Source organism: Streptomyces sp. NPDC002446 (assembly GCF_053595675.1).
On the sequence record NZ_JBSFYC010000034.1, the window covers coordinates 50,750 to 71,789 of the forward strand.

Annotated in this window: 18 protein-coding genes; 15 read left to right on the forward strand and 3 right to left on the reverse strand. The window is 73.4% G+C overall.

Features of this window, described 5'->3' with window-relative positions; translation table 11 throughout:
- Window positions 1-95: 95 nt before the first annotated feature.
- A complete protein-coding gene (locus ACWD6P_RS20485) occupies window positions 96-1,286 on the forward strand; it encodes a uroporphyrinogen-III synthase (RefSeq protein ID WP_451445542.1) in 1,191 nt (396 codons plus the stop codon).
- Window positions 1,287-1,296: 10 nt separating this feature from the next.
- On the opposite strand, the gene ACWD6P_RS20490 is transcribed toward ACWD6P_RS20485, so the two are convergent.
- Entirely contained in the window at window positions 1,297-2,082 is a 786-nt protein-coding gene (locus ACWD6P_RS20490; protein ID WP_451445543.1) for a class I SAM-dependent methyltransferase, read from the reverse strand.
- A 326-nt stretch (window positions 2,083-2,408) separates the two neighbouring features.
- Here ACWD6P_RS20490 and ACWD6P_RS20495 point away from each other — a divergent pair, with 326 nt between their 5' ends.
- From ACWD6P_RS20495 to ACWD6P_RS20520, 6 genes are all read left to right on the forward strand, one after another.
- Window positions 2,409-3,146: a CGNR zinc finger domain-containing protein gene (locus ACWD6P_RS20495; RefSeq protein ID WP_451445544.1), complete on the forward strand. Its 738-nt coding sequence runs from the start codon at window positions 2,409-2,411 to the stop codon at window positions 3,144-3,146.
- Between the two features lie 100 nt (window positions 3,147-3,246).
- A complete protein-coding gene (locus ACWD6P_RS20500) occupies window positions 3,247-3,786 on the forward strand; it encodes a sigma-70 family RNA polymerase sigma factor (RefSeq protein ID WP_451445545.1) in 540 nt (179 codons plus the stop codon).
- A complete protein-coding gene (locus ACWD6P_RS20505; protein WP_451445546.1) occupies window positions 3,783-4,523 on the forward strand; it encodes an anti-sigma factor family protein in 741 nt (246 codons plus the stop codon). Before ACWD6P_RS20500 ends, ACWD6P_RS20505 begins: the two co-directional genes overlap by 4 nt.
- A gap of 131 nt (window positions 4,524-4,654) precedes the next feature.
- Window positions 4,655-7,027, forward strand: coding sequence for a HelD family protein (locus ACWD6P_RS20510; protein ID WP_451445547.1), 2,373 nt, complete (start codon window positions 4,655-4,657; stop codon window positions 7,025-7,027).
- Between the two features lie 468 nt (window positions 7,028-7,495).
- A complete protein-coding gene (locus ACWD6P_RS20515; RefSeq protein ID WP_451445548.1) occupies window positions 7,496-8,929 on the forward strand; it encodes a malic enzyme-like NAD(P)-binding protein in 1,434 nt (477 codons plus the stop codon).
- 329 nt (window positions 8,930-9,258) lie between these two features.
- Window positions 9,259-9,540 (forward strand): HU family DNA-binding protein, encoded by a 282-nt coding sequence (locus ACWD6P_RS20520; protein WP_006605312.1) that lies wholly within the window; start codon window positions 9,259-9,261, stop codon window positions 9,538-9,540.
- Between the two features lie 240 nt (window positions 9,541-9,780).
- Here the strand turns inward: ACWD6P_RS20520 and murA are convergent, their stop codons facing one another.
- Complete coding sequence (gene murA, locus ACWD6P_RS20525; protein ID WP_451445549.1) at window positions 9,781-11,127, reverse strand: UDP-N-acetylglucosamine 1-carboxyvinyltransferase; 1,347 nt, start codon at window positions 11,125-11,127, stop codon at window positions 9,781-9,783.
- A 316-nt stretch (window positions 11,128-11,443) separates the two neighbouring features.
- On the opposite strand from murA, the gene ACWD6P_RS20530 reads away from it, so the two are divergent.
- Window positions 11,444-12,115 (forward strand): YqgE/AlgH family protein, encoded by a 672-nt coding sequence (locus ACWD6P_RS20530; protein WP_451445550.1) that lies wholly within the window; start codon window positions 11,444-11,446, stop codon window positions 12,113-12,115.
- 198 nt (window positions 12,116-12,313) lie between these two features.
- Window positions 12,314-13,006: a hypothetical protein gene (locus ACWD6P_RS20535; RefSeq protein WP_451445551.1), complete on the forward strand. Its 693-nt coding sequence runs from the start codon at window positions 12,314-12,316 to the stop codon at window positions 13,004-13,006.
- Window positions 13,007-13,181: 175 nt separating this feature from the next.
- On the opposite strand, the gene ACWD6P_RS20540 is transcribed toward ACWD6P_RS20535, so the two are convergent.
- Entirely contained in the window at window positions 13,182-14,210 is a 1,029-nt protein-coding gene (locus ACWD6P_RS20540) for a LysR family transcriptional regulator (protein WP_451445552.1), read from the reverse strand.
- Between the two features lie 123 nt (window positions 14,211-14,333).
- Here ACWD6P_RS20540 and ACWD6P_RS20545 point away from each other — a divergent pair, with 123 nt between their 5' ends.
- From ACWD6P_RS20545 to ACWD6P_RS20570, 6 genes are all read left to right on the forward strand, one after another.
- On the forward strand, window positions 14,334-15,524 hold the full coding sequence (locus ACWD6P_RS20545) for an MFS transporter (RefSeq protein ID WP_451445553.1): 1,191 nt from the start codon (window positions 14,334-14,336) through the stop codon (window positions 15,522-15,524).
- On the forward strand, window positions 15,511-15,804 hold the full coding sequence (locus ACWD6P_RS20550) for a DUF3039 domain-containing protein (RefSeq protein WP_026169910.1): 294 nt from the start codon (window positions 15,511-15,513) through the stop codon (window positions 15,802-15,804). The genes ACWD6P_RS20545 and ACWD6P_RS20550 overlap by 14 nt, the downstream gene beginning before the upstream one ends.
- A gap of 322 nt (window positions 15,805-16,126) precedes the next feature.
- Window positions 16,127-17,425, forward strand: a complete 1,299-nt coding sequence (locus ACWD6P_RS20555; protein WP_451445554.1) for an extracellular solute-binding protein — start codon at window positions 16,127-16,129, stop codon at window positions 17,423-17,425.
- Entirely contained in the window at window positions 17,422-18,342 is a 921-nt protein-coding gene (locus ACWD6P_RS20560; RefSeq protein ID WP_451445555.1) for a carbohydrate ABC transporter permease, read from the forward strand. The genes ACWD6P_RS20555 and ACWD6P_RS20560 overlap by 4 nt, the downstream gene beginning before the upstream one ends.
- Window positions 18,339-19,202, forward strand: coding sequence for a carbohydrate ABC transporter permease (locus ACWD6P_RS20565; RefSeq protein WP_451445556.1), 864 nt, complete (start codon window positions 18,339-18,341; stop codon window positions 19,200-19,202). Before ACWD6P_RS20560 ends, ACWD6P_RS20565 begins: the two co-directional genes overlap by 4 nt.
- Window positions 19,203-19,206: 4 nt before the next feature.
- Window positions 19,207-20,859: a beta-N-acetylhexosaminidase gene (locus ACWD6P_RS20570; protein ID WP_451445557.1), complete on the forward strand. Its 1,653-nt coding sequence runs from the start codon at window positions 19,207-19,209 to the stop codon at window positions 20,857-20,859.
- Window positions 20,860-21,040: the final 181 nt, after the last annotated feature.

A 21,040-nucleotide genomic window follows, 5' to 3' on the forward strand; every position in this document is an offset into this window, starting at 1 on the left:
CCGTTGGCAGCCTTGGCGCCTTGGCACTCCGTGCCGCCCGAGCCGCGGCGGCCGGGGCGCGGCACGAAGCACAACCACTCTGGGCGGAGCGGGCCATGCACGATCAGCAGCGCACACACACGGAACGGGAGCGGACCGAGCCGCAGACGGGCACGGCCGTACGGCCACTGGACGGGTTCACGGTCGGGGTGACCGCGGCCCGGCGCGCCGAGGAGCTGGGCGTGCTGCTGGAGCGGCGCGGGGCGCAGGTGCTGCACGCACCGGCGCTGCGCATCGTCCCGCTGCCGGACGACACCGAGCTGCTCGCCACGACCCGGGACCTGATCGGCAACGCGCCGGACATCGTCGTGGCGACCACCGCCATCGGCTTCCGCGGCTGGATCGAGGCCGCGGAGGGCTGGGGCCTGGGCGAGGAACTGCTGGGGCGGCTGGCCGGGGTGGAGCTGCTGGCGCGCGGACCCAAGGTGCGCGGTGCGATCCGGGCCGCCGGGCTGACCGAGAAGTGGTCACCGGCCTCCGAGTCGATGGCCGAGGTGCTGGACCGGCTGCTGGCGGAGGGCGTGGCCGGGCGCCGGGTGGCCCTGCAGCTGCACGGGGAGCCGCTGCCGGGGTTCGTCGAGGCGCTGCGGGAGGGCGGCGCGGAGGTCGTCGGCGTGCCCGTGTACCGCTGGATGCCGCCGGAGGACATCGGTCCGGTCGACCGGCTGCTGGACGCGGTGGTCTCCGGCGCCCTGGACGCGGTGACCTTCACCAGCGCACCGGCCGCCGCCTCGCTGCTGCGCCGCGCCGCCGAGCGCGGCATCGAGGAGGACGTGCTGACGGCGCTGCGGCAGGAGGTGCTGCCGGTGTGCGTGGGGCCGGTGACCGCGCTGCCGCTGCAGGCGGCCGACGTCCCCACGCTCCAGCCCGAGCGGTTCCGGCTCGGGCCGCTGGTGCAGCTGCTGTGCCGGGAACTGCCCGGCCGGGTACGGCCGCTGCCGGTGGCCGGGCGCCGGCTGGAGATCCGCGGGCGGGCCGTCGTCGTGGACGGCGACCTGCGGCCGGTGCCGCCGGCCGGGATGGCCCTGCTGCGCGCCCTGGCCCGCCGCCCCGGCTGGGTCGTACCGCGCGCCGAGCTGCTGCGCGTGCTGCCGGGCGCGGGCCGCGACGAGCATGCCGTGGAGACCGCGATGGCCCGGCTGCGGGTGGCGCTGGGCGCACCCAAGCTCATCCAGACGGTCGTCAAGCGCGGCTACCGGCTGTCGCTCGACCCACACGCGGACACGGACAAGTACGGCGGGGCGTAGGCCTTGGGGCTCAGCCCCCCTGCCCCGGATTGCTCACCCGGATCTTGGACTGGCCGTGTGGCCGGGTCTCCCAGTCGTCCATGAAGCGCGCCTCCAGCCCGTGTGTGCGGGCCAGTCGCAGCAGGGTCTCGGTGCGGTAGTAGAAGTCCTCGCGCAGTACGTGGTGCTCGGTGGTCTCGGTGCGGTCGAAGGTGAAGTCGAAGAAGCCGCCCGGGGCCAGGATCCGGCCGACGTGGGCGAGGCATTCGTCGATCACCTCGATCGGCGAGTGCGAGAAGACGCTGTGCGCGTGGACGACGTCGAAGTGCGCGGCCGGCAGGAAGTCCAGCTTCAGGTCCTGGGTGATCGTCAGGTGCGGCAGCTTGTCCTGGAGTTCGTAGGCCGTCAGGGTCCGCTTGGCGGAGATCAGGATGTCCGGCGAGATGTCGATGCCGTAGTAGTTGCCGGTGTCCAGATAGGCGATGAAGCGCCAGCCGGCCCGCAGATTGCCGCAGCCGATGTCCAGCATCCGGTGGTCCGGCTTGAGCCCGTGCTCGGCCAGGTAGTCGAACTGCATCTCGCCCAGCGCCAGCCACCGTTCATGGCTGCGGCTGCCCACCGCGGCCTCCGGGTTGCGCCCGGTGTCGGAGGCCATCACCGCCCGGTAGTACGCCACGTGGTCGGGGTGCTTGAGGCGCAGCCAGGTGTCGCGGGCGGTGCGCTTGACGTACGGGGTGATGCGGGCCGGGTGGCGGACCGCGTAGCCGATCTTGTGGGTCAGGCCGGCGCGGTTCGTGAGCAGGGACTTGCGCGACATGGAGACCTTCGTCCTGGAGGGGCTAAAGGGCGATGCGGCGGTGGCGGGCCGATGCGGCGGGTGGCCCGCGGACCGCCGTGCCGCGGACTATACATCAGGTGTATACGCTCAGGGTCTACTCCCTATGTCTACTTCCTGTGTCTACTCCCGTGTCTCCCTACGGTCCGCCGGTGCGGTGCCGCGGTGGGCGGGTGTGCGGCGCCCGCTCCCGGAGGGTTCCGGCCGGGGAGTGCGCCGGGCACTCTGGGAGCACACACGTCGGGTTCCCAGGGTCTGTCCGACCCTGGGCGTCGGCCACTGGACAGGCCCTAAGGAGTGACAGGCACATGGCGGCGCCTTGCGATCTGCGGTTCGACTGCGGGCGGATCTGCCTGGACCTGGTGGCCACCGCCGGCGAGGCGCCGGCCGAACGCCTCACCGGCCCCGAGCAGTTGGCGGCCTGGCTGGTCGGCTCGGGGCTGGTGCCGCCCGGCACCGCGCTGGACGGCGTCGACGGCCGCTGGGTCGCCCGCTTCCGGGCGCTGCGCGAGCTGCTGCGCCGGGTGGTGCACGACGAGCTGAGGGGCCGGGCGGCGGACGGCGACCTGGCGCGGCTCAACTCCGCGGCCGCGTCCGGGCGGCCGCCCGCCCCGCGCGCGGTGCGCACCGCCGACGGCGCGCTGGTCCGCGGGCTCTCCGGCCCGCCCGACTGCGCCGGACTGCTGGCCGCGGTGGCCCGCGACGCGATCGGGCTGCTGACCGACGCGGTGGCGCGGGGGCAGCTGCGCCAGTGCGCGGGCGAGAGCTGCTCACTGGTCTACCTGGACACCTCCCGCGGCCGGCGCCGCCGCTGGTGCTCCAGCGAGGTGTGCGGCAACCGGGAGCGGGTGGCGCGGCACCGGCGGCGCACGATGGTGCGCCGCGACGGGCCCGAGGCCGCCGCCCCGGCCCAGGCCGCCGCCGCACCCACCGCCGCGCCGCCCACCCCCGCCGCCCCGCCCGCCACCGCCGCGCCGGCTCCCCCCGTCGCCGCCGCTCCCGCCCCCACCGCCCCCGCCGCGGAAAATTTTCCGCCCGGCCGCTGAACGCCCCGCCCGTCCCGTCCGTACTCCTCACCGCAAGTCCGATTCATGGCCAGGTCCCCGGCGACCTTGAGGGATTCGCGCTATCGACCCGGGAGTTGGAGTGCGCAAGGATGCCGTCGTGGCAGACAGGACGACACCTGACGAGGAGCTCATGCGAGCTCTCTATGACGAGCACGCGGGCCCGCTCCTCGCCTTCGTCCTGCGACTGGTGGCGGGCGACCGGCACCGCGCGGAGGACGTGGTGCAGGAGACGCTGGTGCGCGCCTGGCGCAACGCCGACCAGCTGCAGCGTGCCACCGGCTCGATCCGGCCCTGGCTCGTGACCGTCGCCCGGCGGATCGTGATCGACGGGCACCGCAGCCGCAAGGCCCGGCCCCAAGAGGTCGACGCGACACCGCTGGAGACGATGCCCGCCGCCGATGTGATCGACCGGGCGCTGCGCCTGATGACGATCTCCGAGGCGCTGAGCGATCTGAGCCAGGCCCACCGAGAGGCCCTCGTCGAGACGTACTTCAAGGAGCGTACGGTCAACGAGGCAGCACAGGTGCTGCGCGTACCGGCCGGGACCGTGCGGTCCCGGGTCTTCTACGCGCTGCGCTCCCTGAGGCTCTCGCTCGAGGAACGAGGAGTGACGGAGTGATCCCGCCCACGCAGCCGGACCGGCACACCGACGTCGGCGCCTACGCGCTGGGCGTCCTGGACGCCGCCGACGCGGAACGGTTCGAGGTGCATCTGGCCGGCTGTGACCGGTGCGCCGCCGAACTGGAGGAGCTGATGGGCCTGCCGCCGGTGCTGGCCGAGTTCAAGGAGTCCGCGCCCACACCGGAGACGATCACCGCGGTGCCCGGCCCGGGGCTCCTGGACGGGCTGCTCGACGAGGTCACGGCGACCCGCCGCGGCCGTGTCCGGCGCCGGCTGTTCCTGGTCGCCGCGTCCGTCGTGCTGATCGTCGGCGGACCGCTCGCCGCGCTCTCCCTCAAGGGCGGCGACCCCGAGAAGCCGGCGCCGCCGCTGGCCAGTGCCGTCCGGGCCCAGTACGCCGAGGGCGAGCAGGTCCGCTCCGTCGACCCGGTCACCAAGGTCTCGGCGGGCGTGTCCATGGCGCCCCGCACCTGGGGCACCCAGATCGTCCTCGAACTCGCCAACGTCAAGGGGCCGCTCAGCTGCGACCTGGTCGCGGTCGGCAAGGACGGCCGGCGGCAGACCGTCACCACCTGGGCGGTCCCCGAGGGCGGCTACGGCATCCCGGGCAGCACCGCGAAGTGGAACCGCGAGCCCCTCTACGCGGCGGGCGGCGCGGCCCTCAACCGCGGCGACATCGACCACTTCGAGATCAACACGCTGGAGGGCAAGCGGCTGGCCACCGTGAAGGCCTGAGACGCCCGAAGTGAAGGTCTGAATCAACATCCGACCGAAACTGCCCGAATTTGTTCCTTTAGGCAGGTGCGCACGGTCCCCGGTTCGCGTACGGTTGACGGCTGCCCTACGCACAGCAGAAGGGGGCCTGGGTGGCCGCGCACAACGCCACGCACGCACCGGATCACGCATCGGATTCCGTTCGCGACCGCGAGATCGAAGCCGAGCAGACGCACCTGGACCGCGTCTACCGGCGCCTTGAGGAGAAGATCCACGAGGCAGAGTTCCTGATGGACGACGCCGCCAAGCGCGGCCAGGTCGGCACGCCCGGCGCGTTCGCCGAGCGCGACGCCCAGGTCTTCCAGGCAGGCGTCCATCTCCACCGCCTCAACTCCGAGTACGAGGACTTCCTCTTCGGCCGGATCGACCTGCTCCTCGGCAAGGACGGCAAGAAGGGCCCGGACGGCGCCTACACCTCCGTCGAGCCCGCCGACGGCGCCATCGAGGACAACCGCGCCGCGATCGCCGAGACGCTGCACATCGGCCGCCTCGGAGTGCTCGACGCGGACTACTCCCCGCTGGTCATCGACTGGCGGGCGCCGGCCGCCGCGCCCTTCTACCGCGCCACCCCGGTCGCCCCCGGCCGGGTCGTCCGGCGACGGGTGATCCGCTCCAAGGGCCGCCGGGTCCTCGGCGTCGAGGACGACCTGATGCGCCCCGAGGTCACAGCGACGCTGGACGGCGAGGAGCTGCCCGCGATCGGCGACGGCGCGCTGATGGCGGCGCTCGGCCGGGCCCGCAGCCACACCATGCGGGACATCGTCGCCTCCATCCAGGCCGAGCAGGACATGGTCATCCGCGCCCCCGCCGCCTCCGTCACCGAGGTCGAGGGCGGGCCCGGCACCGGCAAGACCGCCGTCGCCCTGCACCGCGCCGCCTACCTCCTCTACCAGGACCGCCGCCGCTACGCGGGCGGCATCCTGATCGTCTCCCCGACCCCGCTGCTCGTCGCCTACACCGAAGGCGTGCTGCCGTCCCTCGGCGAGGAGGGCCAGGTCGCCATCCGCGCGCTCGGCTCGCTCGTGGACGGCGCCGAGGCGACCGCGTACGACCCGCCGGCCGTCGCCCGCGTCAAGGGCTCCTCGCGGATGCAGAAGCTGCTGCGCAAGGCGGCCCGCGGGGCGCTGGAGCTGCCGCCGCCGGCGACCGCGGAGCCGGCACGGGACACCACCCGGCTGCGGGTCGTCGCCTTCGGCACCCGTATCGAGCTGGAGGCCGACGAGCTGCGCAGCATCCGGCAGTCGGCCCTCGGCGGCACCGCCCCGGTCAATCTGCTGCGCCCGCGCGCCCGCCGGCTGATCCTGGACGCCCTGTGGGCCAAGTCGGGCGCAGGACGCCGCTACACGGACCCCGAACTGGCCGCCGAGGCCCGTGCGGGCTTCGACGAGGACATCACCACCGAGCCGGACTTCCAGGAGTTCCTGGACGCCTGGTGGCCCGAGCTGACCCCGCGCGGAGTACTGGCGGCGATGGCCGACGAGCGGCTGCTGGGCCGCTGGGCCCGCCGGCTCCTCAACCCCCGCGAGGTGCGCCAACTGGCCCGCTCCCTGCGGAGGTTGGGCGAGAAGGGCCAGGGCCCGCTGTCGGTGCACGACGTCGCGCTGCTGGACGAGCTGCAGCTGGTCCTGGGCGCGCCGATGCGCCCGCCCCGCCCGCGCGAGGCCGACCCGCTGGACCACCTGACCGGCCTGGAGGAGCTGACGACGTACGCGGACCGCAACGGCGGCGGCCGCGGCCGCCGCGAACGGCTGGAGGAGGAGCGCACCGACTACGCCCATGTCATCGTCGACGAGGCGCAGGACCTGACGCCGATGCAGTGGCGGATGGTCGGCCGCCGGGGCCGGCACGCCACCTGGACCGTCGTCGGCGACCCGGCGCAGTCGTCGTGGTCCGACCCGGACGAGGCCGCCCTCGCGCGCGGCGAGGCGCTCGGCACCCGCCCGCGCCGCCGCTTCACGCTCACCGTGAACTACCGCAACCCCGCGGAGATCGCCGAACTGGCCGGCAGGGTACTGGCGCTGGCGATGCCCGGTATGCAGTCGCCGAAGGCGGTCCGCTCCACGGGCCTGACCCCCCGCTTCGCGGTCGCCGCGGACGGGGGCGGGCGGGGCCGCGCCGACGCCGACGGGGCGCTGGCCCGCGCCACGGTGGCGGAGGCCGAGCGGCTGCTGGGCGAGGTGGACGGCACGGTCGGCGTCGTGGTGGCGATGAACCGCCGCGAACAGGCCCGCCGCTGGCTGGCCCCGCTGGGCGACCGGGTGGTGGCGCTGGGCTCCCTGGAGGCCAAGGGCCTGGAGTACGACGCCACGCTGGTGGTCTCGCCGGCCGAGATCGCCGACGAGTCCCCGGCCGGCCTGCGGGTCCTGTACGTGGCGCTCACCCGGGCCACCCAGCAGCTGACGGTGCTCTCCGCCGAACGGGACGAGCCGGACGCGGCGGGGGTGCCGGACCTGCTGCGCGACTAGGCCCGACCCCTCGGGCGGGCCCTGGCAGAAGCCCTGCTGCCGGGCGGCCGACGGCCGTACGGGCGGTCTTCGAAATCGGTGCCCCGGGACGGGATTCGCTTCCGGGGATGGTTTGTTAGCCTTGGTGGCGGCACCGGCTCGATCCAAGCCCCCGGGCCCAACCATCGTCGCTACGAGCGACCACTTGCCGCGAGGCGAGCATGGCGGGTCGGTGTCGCCAAGCATCGGCTGCGGGCGTCCCTTCTTCGGGAGGGGCGCCCGCAGCCGTTTGTGCGTGGCGGTCCTCACGCCTGCACGGGAGGTCTTCCACTCCGGCGATCATCTCTCGTATGGTGGAAGTCGATTTCCGAAAGTGCCCGCCCCTTGCGAACAAAACGTTCGCAATACGAGGCGGCTACCGCGTACTCCGCGGTAGGTGCGACGATCGGACGGCAATCCAGCGACAGGTGAAAGCAGAGGAAGTCGGCCATGGCAACGGCGCCCAGCGTCTCCTACTCGATGACGGTCCGGCTGGAGGTGCCCGCGAGCGGAACCGCGGTCTCCCAGCTCACCACGGCCGTCGAGTCCCACGGAGGCTCGGTGACCGGCCTCGACGTCACGGCGTCCGGACACGAAAAGCTCCGGATCGACGTCACCATCGCGGCGACCTCCACGGCCCACGCCGACGAGATCGTCGAGCAGCTCCGCAACATCGAGGGCGTCTCCCTCGGCAAGGTCTCCGACCGTACGTTCCTGATGCACCTCGGCGGCAAGATCGAGATGTCGTCGAAGCACCCCATCCGCAACCGTGACGACCTGTCCATGGTCTACACGCCCGGCGTCGCCCGGGTCTGCCAGGCCATCGCCGACAACCCCGAGGACGCCCGGCGGCTGACCATCAAACGCAACAGCGTCGCGGTCGTCACCGACGGCTCCGCCGTCCTCGGCCTCGGCAACATCGGCCCCAAGGCCGCCCTGCCCGTCATGGAGGGCAAGGCGGCCCTCTTCAAGCGCTTCGCCGGTATCGACGCCTGGCCGATCTGCCTGGACACCCAGGACTCCGACGCGATCGTGGAGATCGTCAAGGCCATCGCCCCCGGCTTCGCGGGCATCAACCTGGAGGACATCTCCGCTCCCCGCTGCTTCGAGATCGAGGCGCGGCTGCGCGAGGCCCTGGACATCCCGGTCTTCCACGACGACCAGCACGGCACCGCCATCGTGGTGCTCGCCGCGCTCACCAACGCGCTGCGGGTCGTCGGCAAGAAGATCGAGGACGTCCGGGTCGTGATGTCCGGCGCCGGCGCGGCCGGCACCGCCATCCTCAAGCTGCTGATCGCCGCCGGTGTGCGGCACGCCGTCGTCGCCGACATCCACGGTGTGGTGCACGCCGGCCGCACCGACCTGGTCGACGCCGACCCGGATTCGGCGCTGCGCTGGATCGCCGACAACACCAACCCCGAGGGCGTCACCGGCACCCTCAAGGAGTCCGTGGTCGGCGCGGACGTGTTCATCGGCGTCTCCGCGCCCAACGTCCTGGACGGCGACGACGTCGCGAAGATGGCCGAGGGCGCGATCGTGTTCGCACTCGCCAACCCCGACCCGGAGGTCGACCCGGCCATCGCCCGGCAGACCGCCGCCGTCGTGGCCACCGGCCGCTCCGACTTCCCGAACCAGATCAACAACGTCCTGGTGTTCCCCGGCGTCTTCCGGGGCCTGCTGGACGCGCACTCCCGTACGGTGAACACCGAGATGATGCTGGCCGCGGCCGGTGCCCTCGCGGACGTCGTCCTGGACGACGAGCTCAACCCGAACTACATCATCCCCAGCGTCTTCAACGAGAAGGTCGCGGGCGCGGTGGCCGGTGCGGTGCGGCAAGCGGCCAAGGGCAGCGATGCGGCTGTGACGACGACCACGGCGGTCTGAGTACGGCGCGTCGCTGGACACGCCGTCCTCAGGGCCCCCATAGGGTGGCGGTCGGCAATGGCCGCCGCTCTGTGAATCCGGCCCGAGCGGCACCGTGCGAACCGTCACCACACGAGGCAGTGGCGCTTTTCGTGTGACCCGCCAGGGCGCCGGATTGGCTTTACCGCCGCAGGTAGGGGCAGGATGCGTATTCGGGCGCGAGGGTCTGGCAAGCAGACCCGGGTCCGGGGACTGTCCGAGGACCCTGGCAGCATCGGCTTCGCTGTGCCCAACATGCGGCTCCGCCGCGTGGCACGCCTCATTGGCAAGAAGAACACGGGAGTACAAACATGAACCGCAGTGAGCTGGTGGCCGCTCTGGCCGATCGCGCCGAGGTGACCCGCAAGGACGCCGACGCCGTTCTGGCCGCCCTCGCCGAGGTGACCGGCGAGGTCGTCGCCAAGGGCGACGAGAAGGTCACCATCCCCGGCTTCCTCACCTTCGAGCGCACCCACCGTGCCGCTCGCACCGCGCGCAACCCGCAGACCGGCGACCCGATCCAGATCCCGGCCGGCTACAGCGTGAAGGTCTCCGCGGGCTCCAAGCTCAAGGAAGCCGCCAAGGGCAAGTAAGACCCTCTGCACGGCATGACGGGCGGCCATCCCTTCCAGGGGTGGCCGCCTTCGCGTATTCCGCACGGCTCCCGGGCCCTGTGAGCCCTCCGGCGGGGGCGGGACGTCCAGCAAGGCCCACGTCCCCCGGACGGGCCGCCACAGCGCCGTACGGGGCGCGGGCGGCGGGCCGCCGAAGACGCGTGAGGGGCGGCCACCGAACCGGGTGGCCGCCCCTCAGACGTCTGGTCGCAGGACCGCTCAGTTGCGCAGCGAACCGTTCGGCAGCTCCACCTTGGCGCCGAGCTCGACGAGCTTCTCCATGAAGTTCTCGTAGCCGCGGTTGATCAGGTCGATGCCGTGGACCCGGGAGGTGCCCTGGGCGGCGAGGGCCGCGATCAGGTACGAGAAGCCGCCGCGCAGGTCGGGGATGACCAGGTCGGCGCCCTGGAGCCGGGTGGGTCCGGACACCACCGCGGAGTGCAGGAAGTTGCGCTGGCCGAAGCGGCAGGCCGAGCCGCCCAGGCACTCGCGGTAGAGCTGGATGTGCGCGCCCATCTGGTTGAGCGCGGAGGTGAAGCCGAGCCGGGACTCGTAGACCGTCTCGTGGACGATGGACAGGCCCGACGCCTGGGTCAGGGCGACCACCAGGGGCTGCTGCCAGTCGGTCTGGAAGCCGGGGTGGACGTCCGTCTCCAGGGCGATGGCGTTGAGCGAGCCGCCCGGGTGCCAGAAGCGGATGCCCTCGTCGTCGATCTCGAAGGCGCCGCCGACCTTGCGGAAGGTGTTGAGGAAGGTCATCATCGACCGCTGCTGGGCGCCGCGGACGTAGATGTTGCCCTCGGTGGCGAGCGCGGCGGACGCCCAGGAGGCGGCCTCCAGGCGGTCCGGGAGGGCGCGGTGGGTGTAGCCGTTGAGCTTGTCGACACCGGTGATCCGGATCGTCCGGTCGGTGTCCATGGAGATGATCGCGCCCATCTTCTGCAGCACGCAGATCAGGTCCTCGATCTCCGGCTCCACGGCGGCGTTCGACAGCTCGGTGACGCCCTCGGCCAGGACGGCCGTCAGCAGCACCTGCTCGGTGGAGCCGACGGACGGGTACGGCAGGCGGATCTTGCAGCCGCGCAGCCGCTGCGGGGCCTCCAGGTACTGGCCGTCGTCGCGCTTCTCGATCTTGGCGCCGAACTGGCGCAGCACGTCGAAGTGGAAGTCCACCGGCCGGCCGCCGATGTCGCAGCCGCCCAGGCCCGGGATGAAGGCGTGGCCCAGGCGGTGCAGCAGCGGGCCGCAGAAGAGGATGGGGATGCGGGAGGAGCCGGCGTGCGCGTCGATGTCGGCGACGTTGGCGCTCTCCACGTGCGAGGGGTCGAGGATCAGCTCACCGGGCTCGTCACCAGGGCGGACCGTGACGCCGTGCAGCTGCAGCAGCCCGCGCACCACGCGGACGTCCCGGATGTCGGGGACGTTGCGCAGCCGGCTGGGGCCGCTGCCGAGCAGGGCGGCGACCATGGCCTTGGGCACAAGGTTCTTCGCACCGCGAACCCGGATCTCTCCCTCCAGGGGGGTGCCGCCGTGGACAAGCAGTACGTCGTCAGTAGAGACGGTCATGGATCTCGCGTTCCTGGAGACGGGCAGGGGCCAAGCAGAAATGGTAAGGGCGGCCGAGGGGGTGCCCGTAGACCCGTGCAGGCCCGGAGCATGTAATGGCTTTGTCACAACACACTCCGCTACGGTCCGCCTTTGATTCGTAATCGCCTTATGGGCGAAGTGCCCCTGAATGTCTTGAATGCTCTGCCGGGTGGCGTGGGGTGGTCATCGGGGCGGAACGCGTGCGCCGGTGCTGCCGCCGTACGCCCTGCCCTGCTTTCGCACGGGCCTGGGCGTTGACTCCCCGCTCGGGCCGGAAGTGCGGGATCATGTGCCCATGACCGAGGTGTCCTCGCTCACAGGCCGGCTTCTCGTCGCGACGCCCGCGCTCGCGGATCCGAACTTCGACCGTGCGGTGGTGCTGCTCCTCGACCACGACGAGGAGGGCTCCCTCGGCGTGGTCCTCAACCGCCCCACGCCGGTCGGCGTCGCGGACATCCTCGCGCCCTGGGCCGCGCTGGCCGGTGAGCCGGGCGTGGTCTTCCAGGGCGGACCGGTCTCGCTGGACTCGGCGCTCGGGGTGGCCGTGGTGCCCGGCGGCCTGTCCGGCGAGGGCGGGGTCCCGTCCGTGGACGGGGGCGCACGGCCCGGCGGCGACGGCGAGGGGACGGCCGGCGCACCGGCCGCGGACCACGCGGGGGGCCAGTCGGGTGACGAGCCGCTGGGCTGGCGCAGGGTGCACGGCGCGATCGGGCTGGTCGATCTGGAGGCCCCTCCGGAGCTGCTCGCGGCGGTCCTCGGCAGCCTGCGGATCTTCGCCGGCTACGCGGGCTGGGGGCCGGGCCAGCTGGAGGACGAGCTGGTCGAGGGCGCCTGGTACGTCGTCGAGTCCGAACCCGGCGACGTCTCCTCGCCCGACCCCGAGCAGCTGTGGCGCGCGGTGCTGCGGCGGCAGCGCAACGAGCTGGCGATGGTGGCGACGTATCCGGACGACCCGTCCCTGAACTGAGCGCGGCGGGCACTGAGGCCACGGGGAACCGAGGCCCGCGCGGGGCCCGGGCGGGCCGCACCGATGTTGTTGAGCGCTGGATTATTGTGACGGCTTCGTCATGGGGAATTGTCAGTCCCCGTCGCTAGGGTGCGAGGTGACAGGGGACGGTGCGCGGCCGCGTCGGCGGGGCCGCGCCGGACAGCGGGGGAGAGCGCCATGCACAGGCCGAGTGTGCCCGGGGACCTGGACCGTCCGGAGCGGCTCTGGGCGCGGGCCGCGACGCTGGCGGTGGTGGCCGCCGCCATGGACGACGGGGACGAGTTCTCCTGGGGCGGGCAGGGACTGCAGTGCTGGAACGCCGGCGGCAGCTACTGGTGGCGGCTGAAGCTGTGGCCCGGGGGCCGGGCGCTGCTGTGCGGCCAGGACGCGGACGGCAGCCATACGCACAGCGCGGGCCGGCAGATCGACTTCCTGGCCGGCGGCCCCGAGTGGCTGCCCTGGGAGCGGCTGCGCGAGGACGCCGAGGGCAATCTCCTCGGGTTCGTCTACTGGTGGCAGGGCGGCGCCTGGGCCCGCGCGCCGTATCCCGAGCGGCTGCCGGACGACGGCCTGGAGACGGCCATGAGCTGGGTCGCGCCCGGGGACGCCGCGGTGGGGGAGATCGTCGAGGACCTCGTGGCGCTCACGGAGACCGAGCGCGACGCCGCGCCCGCGGTACAGGCCTTTCTGGCCGCGGCCGAGGCCCGCACGGTCGGCGCGGGGGACATAGCCGCGCTGCTGGACGCGGTCTGCGACAAGGACTCCTGGTACGAGGTCCGGCCGGAGGCCGCGCTGGCCTTCGCCGCGGAACTGGGCCTGACGGCCGGGGAGCGGGACGGGGAGCGGGACGGGGTCGCGGTCGCGTCGTAGCGGGGGCGTCGTAGCGGGGGCCCGCGGAGGCGGCGGGCCCGCGAAGGCGGTGGGCCCGCGGGGCGCGGCCGGAGGGGGGCCCGGGGCTGTCACGGCCCGGCGGGCCAGCCCGGCGTTGTCGCGGCCCGGAGGGAAGCCCGGCGTCGTCGCGCCCCGGCGGGGAAGCCCGGCGTCGTCACCAACCGTCCGCCTCCCGGTTTGCCAGGGCGAAGAACCGCTCGGCGAGCGGATGGGCGTCGCGGACGGGCAGCGCCAGGTGGACGGGCACGGCGGGCGCGTTCTTCAGGCGTACGTAGCGGATGCCGGGGTGCGTGTGGCGGTCGGCCAGCGGCTCCGGTGCCACGCCCACGCCGTGCCCGGCGGCCACCGCCTCCAGCCACTCGTCGACGTTCCCCGCGGTGCAGGCGAGCCGGGGGCGTCGGCCGGCGGGCCAGAGGTCGGGCCGGGTGCTGCCGGTGACGGTGTTGACCACCAGCGGCAGATCGGCCAGCTCGGCCCAGTCCAGCACCCGGCGGCGGGCCACGGCCCGGACGGCGGCCGCCTGCGCGTCGGTGAGGCCCTCGCCTCCGAGGCGGCCCGGCGGACGGTCCTGTGCCCGGCCGCCGCTCCGGCTGCCCGCGGCGAGCGGCGTACGGGGCAGGGCGGCGACCCGCGGCTCGTGGAGCAGGACGGTGGTGCGCAGCCCGGCGTCGTGGGGCACCTCGCCGCGGAGCACCACGACGTCCGACTCCCCGGTCTCCAGCCCGGCGAGCGGCAGGTCCCGGCGCACCAGCTGGACGAGGGCCCCGGTCGCCGCCTTGAAGGCCGCGGTGAGCGGGGCGCAGGCGGCGGGCAGCAGCGAGGTGAAGCCCAGCCGCAGGGTCGCGGGCCCGGCGGGCGAGCGGAGCGCGGCGGCCAGCCGGGGCAGCAGCGGGGCGAGGTCGGCGTAGAGCCGGCGGCCGGCGTCGGTGAGGTCGACCCGGCGGGTCGTACGGTCCAGCAGCCGGGCGCCGAGCGCGGTCTCCAGCGCCCGGACGGTCCGGGTCAGCGCGGGCTGCCCGATCCGCAGCCGGTCGGCGGCGTGGGTGAAGCTGCGCTCCTCCGCGACGGCGAGGAAGCCGCGCAGATGCCGTAGCTCGACGCCGTCGAAGGCGTGCGCGAAGACGGGGGCGAGGGCGGGGTCCAGGCCGTCCCCGGCGTCGTGGAGCGCGCTGTCGTCATTCATGCCGCCCCAGCATAAGTGCACCGTGCCGGGCATTTCCCGGACATCCGGAGACTCCCTACGTTTCCCCTGTCGGTACACCCCCGGGGCGCGCGGGCCACCCAGCGCTCCGGACGATCACAGGAGATGAGCGCGGTGCGCAAGGTCTGGCTGCTGACGCTGGGGGCGTTCGCCCTCGGCCTGGACGCGTATGTGATGGCCGGGTTGCTGCCGGTCCTCGCGGCGGACATCGGGACCCGGGTGTCGCTGGCGGGCCAGCTGGTGACGGTCTTCACCCTGGCGTACGCGCTGTGCGCGCCGCTGGTCGCCGGGCTGCTCTCCGGCGTACGGCCCCGCGCGCTGATCCTGGTGGCGCTGGCGGTCTTCACGCTCGGCAACGGCGCCACCGCCCTCGCCCCCTCGCTGGGGACGCTGCTGGCCGCCCGGGCGGTCGCCGGCGCCGGCGCCGGGGTCTACTCGGCGCTGTCCACCGCCGCGGCCGCCGCGCTGGTGCCGGACGCGCGGCGCGGACGGGCCCTGGCCCTGCTGATGGGCGGGATGAGCGCGGGCACCGTACTGGGCGTGCCGATCGGGGTGCTGCTGGCCGAGCACACCGGCTGGCGGGCCACGATGTGGCTGCTCACCGGCCTCGGCGCACTCGCGCTCGCCGGTCTGGCGGCGCTGCTGCCGCAGGTACCGGCGCAGCCCGCGGTGCCGCTGCGCGCCCGGCTGGGGGCCGTCGCGGACCGCGCGGTGGCGCCGGTCGTGGCGGTCTCGTTCCTGGCCGCGGTGGCCAGCCTCGGGCTGTACACCTACCTCGCGCCGGTGCTGGCAGCGGCCGGCGGCGTCGGCGAGGTGGCCCCGTACCTGTGGGCCTGGGGCGCCGGCGGGGTACTGGGCAGCGTGCTGGCCGGGCCGCTGGTGGACCGTACGGGAGCGACCCGGGTGCTGGTCGGCGGGGTGCTGGTGGTCATCGTCGTGGCGCAGGCGGCGCTGCCTTCGCTGGCCGGTGCGGCGCTGCCCGGCGCGGTGGCGGCGCTGGTGGCGTGGGGTGCGGCGGGCTGGGCGGCGCAGGTGCCCCAGCAGCACCGGCTGCTGGAGGTGGCCGGGGAGCGCGGCACGGTCGCCCTCGCGCTGAACAACTCGGCGCTCTATCTGGGCAGCGCGGTCGGCTCGGCGCTCGGCGGGCTGGCGCTCGCGGCCGGGCTCGCCGCGGAGGCGCTGCCGTGGGCGGCCGCCGCGGTGGCGGCGGCGGGTCTCGTGCTCCACCTGGCGGCGGGCCGACGCTCCCGGGTTGCGGCGGGCGTGAGTACCCTTGGCAGTTATGAGCACTCTTGAGCCCGAGCGCGGGGCAGGTACGGGGACCCTCGTAGAGCCGACACCGCAGGTGTCGCACGGCGACGGCGACCACGAGCGCTTCGCCCACTACGTCCAGAAGGACAAGATCATGGCGAGCGCGCTCGACGGTACCCCCGTCGTGGCGCTGTGCGGCAAGGTCTGGGTCCCGGGTCGCGACCCGAAGAAGTACCCGGTCTGCCCCATGTGCAAGGAGATCTTCGAGTCCATGGGCGCCGGTGGCGACAAGGACAAGGGCGGCAAGGACGGCGGCAAGAAGTAGCGGCCGCGAGCGGCGGCCGACGGCCGTCGCGCCCGAAGAGCAGCAGTGCCCGTATGACCCCGCCGCCGGTCATGCGGTAGCGGTGCCCCGCCGTGGTGACGGGCCCGGGTCCCTCGTGGACCCGGGCCCGTCGTCGTTCCCGGGCTTCCCGGCGGGCGGTGGCCCGTACGGCGGTGGGCGCGTACGGCGGTGGGTGCCGTATGACGGCGGGCGCCCGCGGCCACGACCCCTTGCCGGGGCGCACAACCGCCCTTAACCTCCTGAGGATTGTGCAGCACGAAACGCGCGTTGCGTATGTTGCAACAATATTCGGAGGGTCTCCATGCCGCTCTCTGCCCGAACCGCCGCCGCCACCACGGCAGTTGTGCTGGCCGCCCTGACGGCCACCGCCTGCGCCCCGGCCGCCACCGACAACCGCGCCAAGGGGGACGCGAAGACCGGCACCCTGCGGGTGTGGCTCTTCCGGGAGGTCGACAACGCGCCGAAGGAGAAGGTCGTCCGGCAGGCGCTGTCCCGCTTCGAGGCCGCCCACAAGGGCGTCCGCATCACCGTCGACTACATCCCCGTCGACACCCGCGCCCAGCGCATCAAGGCCGCCTTCAACGACCCGGCCGGCGCACCCGATGTGATCGAGTACGGCAACACCGACACCGCCGGCTATGTCCACGACGGCGGACTCGCCGACGTCAGCGAGGAGTTCGCGGCCTGGCCGGAGGCCGGGGACACCGACGCCGCGGCCCGGGCGTCGGTGACCGTGGACGGCAGGGTCTACGGCGCGCCGCTGTTCGCCGGCGTCCGCGCGCTCTACTACCGCACCGACGTCCTCAAGGACCTCGGCATACCCGTCCCCGCCACCCAGGCCGAACTGACCGCCGCCGCGAAGACGATCCACCAGCGGCGCCCCGGCCTCTACGGCCTCGCGGTCGGCGGTGCGTACACCTACGGGGCGCTGCCGTTCCTGTGGGCGGCCGGCGGCGAACTGGCCACCGAGAAGGGCGGCCGCTACACCGCCGCCGTCAACAGCCCCCGCGCCAAAGCGGGCATCGCCGCCTACACCGGCCTCTTCGGCGACGCCAACTGCCCCGCCGCCGCCTGCGCGCGGATGGGCGGCAACGACACCGTCACCGCCTTCGCCGCCGGTCGGGCCGCCATGGCCATCGGCGGCGACTTCAACCACCAGGCCGTCGAGAACGGCAAGGTCAAGGGGAGGTACGCGGTGGTGCCGCTGCCCGGCATCCGCAAGGGGCAGATCGCGCCGGCCTTCGCGGGCGGCAACACCATCGGCGTCCTCAGGAGCAGCGGCCACCGCACCCTCGCCGTCGCCCTGATGAAGGAACTGGCCGGAAAACGGACCCAGCGCCGGCTCTTCGACGCGATGGGTTTCCTGCCGACGTACCGCGATGTGCGCGCCGAGGCCGCCCGGCGCAAGCCCCGGCTCGCCCCGTTCGTCAGGACGCTGGAGGCCGGCGCCAGGTCCGTCCCGGCCGACCCCGGCTGGGGCGCCGTCGACGCCTCGCTGGTGCTGCCGACCATGTTCCAGGAGATCGTCAGCGGCCGTAAGGACGTGGACGCCGCCGCGGACGACGCCGCGCGCAAGATGGACGAGGCCTTCCGCAGGTGAGCGCGGCGCGCACCGGCGGCCCGCGCGGGGGCGGCTGGACGCCCTGGCTGTACCTCGCCCCCGCCCTCGTCGTCCTCGGCGGACTGCTGGTCTACCCCCTGTGGCAACTCGGCCTGATCTCCACCCTCGAATTCACCCAGGCACAGGTCAGCGGCGGCGAGCCGACCAGCTTCCGGGGCCTGGGCAACTACGCCGAGCTGCTGGGCGACGGACAGTTCTGGCAGGTGCTGGCGGCGACCGTGCTGTTCGCCGCGGCCTGCATCGTCGCCACCCTGGCCGTGGGGTGCGCGCTCGCCGTGCTGCTCACCCGGATCCGGGCCCTGCCCCGGCTGGCCCTGATGCTCGCCGCGCTCGGCGCCTGGGCCACCCCCGCCGTCACCGGCTCCACCGTCTGGGTCTTCCTCTTCGACCCGGACTTCGGGCCGGTCGACAAGGCGCTGACGTGGCTGGGCCTGTCCGGCTTCGAGGGCCACTCCTGGACCTACGACCGCTACAGCGCCTTCGCGCTGGTCCTCCTCGAAGTGGTGTGGTGCTCCTTCCCGTTCGTGATGGTCACCGTCTACGCAGGTATCAGGGCCGTCCCGGGAGAGGTGCTGGAGGCCGCCGCCCTGGACGGTGCCTCGCACTGGCGGATCTGGCGCAGCGTGCTCGCGCCGATGCTGCGGCCCCTCCTGGCCGTGGTCGCCATCCAGTCGGTGATCTGGGACTTCAAGATCTTCACCCAGATCTATGTGATGACCGACGGCGGCGGGATCGCCGGCCAGAACCTCGTGCTCAACGTCTACGCCTACCAAAAGGCCTTCGCGTCCTCGCAGTACGGCCTCGGCTCGGCGATCGGCGTCGTGATGCTGCTGATCCTGCTGGCCGTGACGCTGGCGTATCTGCGGCTGCTGCGACGGCAGGGGGAGGAGCTGTGAGCCCCGTACGGGTACGCGTCCGCCGCCCCTGGCGGCTCGCCGCCGAGGCCGCCGCGCTGCTGACCGCCGCCGTGGTCGCCTTCCCGCTCTACTGGATGGTGCTGTCCGCCTTCAAACCCGCCGGGGAGGTACGGTCCACCGCGCCGCGCCCCTGGACCCTCCAGCCGTCCCTGGACGCCTTCCGAAGGGTCTTCCAGCAGCAGGACTTCGGCCGCTACTTCCTCAACAGCCTCTTCGTCGCCGGTGTGGTGGTCCTCGCCTCCGCACTCATCGCCTTTCTCGCCGCGACCGCCGTCACCCGCTTCCGCTTCCGGTTCCGTACGACCCTGCTGGTGCTCTTCCTGGCCGCGCAGATGGTGCCCGTCGAAGCGCTCGCCGTCCCGCTCTTCTTCCTGCTGCGCGACGCCGGCGGCGCCGTACCGGGCATCGGGCTGAACACCCTCGGCTCACTGATCCTGCCGCATCTCGCCTTCTCCCTCCCGTTCGCCGTCTGGATGCTGCGCGGCTTCGTACGGGCCGTGCCCGAGACCCTGGAGGAGGCCGCGTACCTGGACGGCGCGAGCCGCACCCGCTTCCTGTGGCAGATCCTCTTCCCGCTCGTCCTGCCCGGTCTCCTCGCCACCAGCGTCTTCTCGTTCATCTCGACCTGGAACGACTTCCTGTTCGCCAAGTCCTTCATCGTCAGCGCCACCGAGAACTCCACCCTCCCCATGGCGCTGCTCGTCTTCTTCAAGCCGGACGAGAACGACTGGGGCGGGATCATGGCAGCATCGACCGTGATGACCATCCCCGTACTGGTCTTCTTCGTACTCGTACAGCGCCGGCTGGTCTCGGGCCTGGGCGGCGCGGTGAAGGACTGACGGTATGCCGGACACTGACACCCCCAACGGGCCGGGCGGCGGCCTGATCCCGGCCCCGCTGAGCATCGACGGCCCCCACCGCAGCGCCGTCCGCCTCGGCGAGGACACCGCGCTGGCCGCCGCGCCCGGCACCGAGGACACCGCGCGCTGGCTGCGCGCCACCCTCGGCGCGGCCTTCGGCCTCCCGCTGCCGCCCGGCTCCGCCGAGGCGACCGACACCCTCACCCTCGCCCTCGACGCGGACCTCCCGGCCGAGGGCTACCGCCTGGAGGCCGACCCCCGCTGGGGCGTACGGATCACCGGCGGCGGCCCGGCCGGCGTCTTCTGGGGAGCGCAGACGCTCCGTCAGCTCCTGGGCCCGCAGGCCTTCCGCCGGGCCCCGCTCGCACCCGGCGCGCCCGCCGTCCTGCGGCAGCAGACCATCGAGGACGCCCCCCGCTTCGCCTGGCGCGGCATGCTGCTCGACGTCGCACGGCACTTCCTGCCCAAGGACGGCGTGCTGCGCTATCTCGACCTGCTGGCCGCCCACAAGCTCAACGTGCTGCACCTCCACCTCACCGACGACCAGGGCTGGCGCATCGAGATCCAGCGCTACCCGGAGCTGACCGCGACCGGCGCCTGGCGCGAGCGCACCAAGCTCGGACACCGCGCCTCCCCCCTCTGGGACGAGCGCCCGCACGGCGGTTACTACACCCACGACGACCTCCGCGAGATCGTCGCCTACGCCGCCCAGCGGCATATCACCGTCGTCCCCGAGATCGACATCCCCGGACACTCACAGGCCGCCATCGCCGCGTACCCCGAACTCGGCAACACCGACGTCATCGACACCACCTCCCTGAAGGTCTGGGACACCTGGGGCGTCAACCCCAACGTACTCGCGCCCACTGACAACACCCTGCGGTTCTACGAGCACGTCCTGGAGGAGGTCCTCGGCCTCTTCCCCTCGCTCTACGTGCACCTGGGCGGCGACGAGTGCCCCAAGGACCAGTGGCGGGCCTCCGCCGCCGCCCAGGCCAGGATCGCCGAGCTCTCCCTCGCCGACGAGGACGAGCTGCAGAGCTGGTTCATCCGGCACTTCGACCGCTGGCTCGCCGACCGCGGCCGCCGGCTGATCGGCTGGGACGAGATCCTCGAAGGCGGCCTGGCCGAGGGCGCGGCGGTCTCCTCCTGGCGCGGCTACGCGGGCGGTGTCGCCGCCGCCAAGGCCGGCCACGACGTCGTCATGTGCCCCGAACAGCAGGTGTATCTGGACCACCGTCAGCACCCCTCCCCGGACGAGCCGGTGCCGATCGGCTACGTACGCACCCTGGAGGACGTCTACCGCTTCGAGCCGGTGCCCCCCGAGCTGACGGACGACCAGGCCGCGCACGTCCTCGGCACCCAGGCGAACGCCTGGACCGAGGTCATGGACACCCAGGCGCGCCTGGACTACCAGGTCTTCCCGCGGCTGGCCGCCTTCGCCGAGGTCGCCTGGTCGCGGCTGCCGGCCCCGGCAGGCCGCGACTACCAGGACTTCACCCGGCGGATGGGCGTCCACTACGCCCGCCTCGACGCCCTCGGCGTCGACTACCGCCCGCCCGGCGGCCCGAGCCCCTGGCAGAAACGCCCCGGCGTCCTCGGACGCCCGATCGACGGGGCGCCCCCAAACGTGTGAGCCCCCGTGCACGCAGGGCGCCCGTGCGGCCGGACCCTGGGACGGTGGTGCGCGGGTACGGCGGATCCCCCGCGCCGCCGTCCCCGCGGCGGCGTCCACCGCCGTACCGGCGGCGCACGCCCCTCACCTGCGGTGGCGGACAAAACCGGACCAACTTCCTGTCCGCGGGCGGAACGTCGCT

Bases quoted from the DNA above. Each gene is read 5' to 3' on its own strand.
- murA (WP_451445549.1), bottom strand. From the start codon at position 11,127: ATGACCGTCTCTACTGACGACGTACTGCTTGTCCACGGCGGCACCCCC.
- ACWD6P_RS20535 (WP_451445551.1), top strand. From the start codon at position 12,314: ATGCACAGGCCGAGTGTGCCCGGGGACCTGGACCGTCCGGAGCGGCTC.
- ACWD6P_RS20520 (WP_006605312.1), top strand. From the start codon at position 9,259: ATGAACCGCAGTGAGCTGGTGGCCGCTCTGGCCGATCGCGCCGAGGTG.
- ACWD6P_RS20490 (WP_451445543.1), bottom strand. From the start codon at position 2,082: ATGTCGCGCAAGTCCCTGCTCACGAACCGCGCCGGCCTGACCCACAAG.
- ACWD6P_RS20495 (WP_451445544.1), top strand. From the start codon at position 2,409: ATGGCGGCGCCTTGCGATCTGCGGTTCGACTGCGGGCGGATCTGCCTG.
- ACWD6P_RS20540 (WP_451445552.1), bottom strand. From the start codon at position 14,210: ATGAATGACGACAGCGCGCTCCACGACGCCGGGGACGGCCTGGACCCC.
- ACWD6P_RS20545 (WP_451445553.1), top strand. From the start codon at position 14,334: ATGAGCGCGGTGCGCAAGGTCTGGCTGCTGACGCTGGGGGCGTTCGCC.
- ACWD6P_RS20570 (WP_451445557.1), top strand. From the start codon at position 19,207: ATGCCGGACACTGACACCCCCAACGGGCCGGGCGGCGGCCTGATCCCG.
- ACWD6P_RS20555 (WP_451445554.1), top strand. From the start codon at position 16,127: ATGCCGCTCTCTGCCCGAACCGCCGCCGCCACCACGGCAGTTGTGCTG.
- ACWD6P_RS20485 (WP_451445542.1), top strand. From the start codon at position 96: ATGCACGATCAGCAGCGCACACACACGGAACGGGAGCGGACCGAGCCG.
- ACWD6P_RS20530 (WP_451445550.1), top strand. From the start codon at position 11,444: ATGACCGAGGTGTCCTCGCTCACAGGCCGGCTTCTCGTCGCGACGCCC.
- ACWD6P_RS20515 (WP_451445548.1), top strand. From the start codon at position 7,496: ATGGCAACGGCGCCCAGCGTCTCCTACTCGATGACGGTCCGGCTGGAG.
- ACWD6P_RS20550 (WP_026169910.1), top strand. From the start codon at position 15,511: ATGAGCACTCTTGAGCCCGAGCGCGGGGCAGGTACGGGGACCCTCGTA.